Origin of the sequence: Bartonella sp. AC70YNML (assembly GCF_042196545.1) — a bacterium.
Classification (GTDB): Bacteria; Pseudomonadota; Alphaproteobacteria; order Rhizobiales; family Rhizobiaceae; genus Bartonella.
The window spans coordinates 1-1,078 of sequence record NZ_JBHIQK010000046.1 but is presented as its reverse complement, the minus strand read 5'-3'; the positions used below and the strand labels follow the sequence as shown (position 1 = coordinate 1,078).

The following is a 1,078-nucleotide window of genomic DNA, read 5'->3' as shown; positions in this document are numbered from 1 at the left end:
TTTTGGGGTTTGACCAATTCAACACAAGAAGCAAAAGATTTGATGTATAGCTATGGTCTTACAGGGTTAGAACTTTACGGCCATAGTCGTGGGACGATGACATTGGGGAATATGCTGAATTCTTTCAAACAAGAAGGTGTTCACGGTATAGCCAACGAAAACACGACTATCAATCTCTATGGACCAGCCTTTAATGTTTTAGTTGCATCCGGTCTGTTAGGTTATGTAAGTGATGGCAAACAGACCACTATTGGCTTTGATGGGAATAGATATGACTTTGTAAGCAGAATTATTGGCGGCAATGGCTATACCTACGAGACAATACCTGCTGGTAGTAATTGGTGGAAAGAATGGTGGAGAGTGATCACAAATCCTGTAAGTCCCCATACTTGTCTTGGAGATGCGAGTCCAAAATGTCGCTATAATTATGGCTCATCTCATCGTGAACAAAAACCTTGAATTAAATCATGGAGGAAAAAATGAAACAAACTCTAAAATTATTAAGTGCTGTAACTTTGTTAGGTATTGCAGGATGTCAGTTTAATAAAACTCCTGGGGGGTATTTGAGCGCATGGGAGAAAAATGGTGTTACTAATTTTACTGAAATAGGAAAAGCCTTATTAGAATGTGGTATGCCAGCTCCTTATGATGTATTTCCAGAAAACAGAAATTTAAGCAACAATGCAATAGCAACAATTCATGCTTGTATGGTTCAATCTGGTTTCCGCTATAAAGATGAAAGGGGGGGGGGATGGTGTGTAAACCATAAAGCCGAAAATCTCCCGATTTGTCGTCCAGGTGCTGTTGTTCCACAGCGCAGTGTCAAGAAGCGCTTAAACAGCCCTTTTTGTAAAAAGCATCCAGAACAATATGAATGCTATCCTTAAGTCTTGCTGTTTGTAATGACCAACAATCCCACTATCTTTGCATTTGCTTGGAATGGTGGGATTGTTCCCACAATCCAACATCTCAACTCAGTTCAGAACTGTCTTGAAAAACGAAGATAAAATATCAACAGGCTTTAGAGCCTTTTTATTGTAAATAAATCCATTGAAAGAGGGGAAAATGAAAAAAATCT

General features: G+C 39.0%; 1 protein-coding gene and 1 pseudogene. Both read left to right on the top strand.

The window, feature by feature from the left end; genetic code table 11:
- Positions 1-459: pseudogene (locus ACFIMU_RS08660) on the top strand (filamentous hemagglutinin); the annotation flags it as partial.
- Positions 460-479: 20 nt separating this feature from the next.
- Entirely contained in the window at positions 480-887 is a 408-nt protein-coding gene (locus ACFIMU_RS08655; RefSeq protein ID WP_375607577.1) for a hypothetical protein, read from the top strand.
- Positions 888-1,078: the final 191 nt, after the last annotated feature.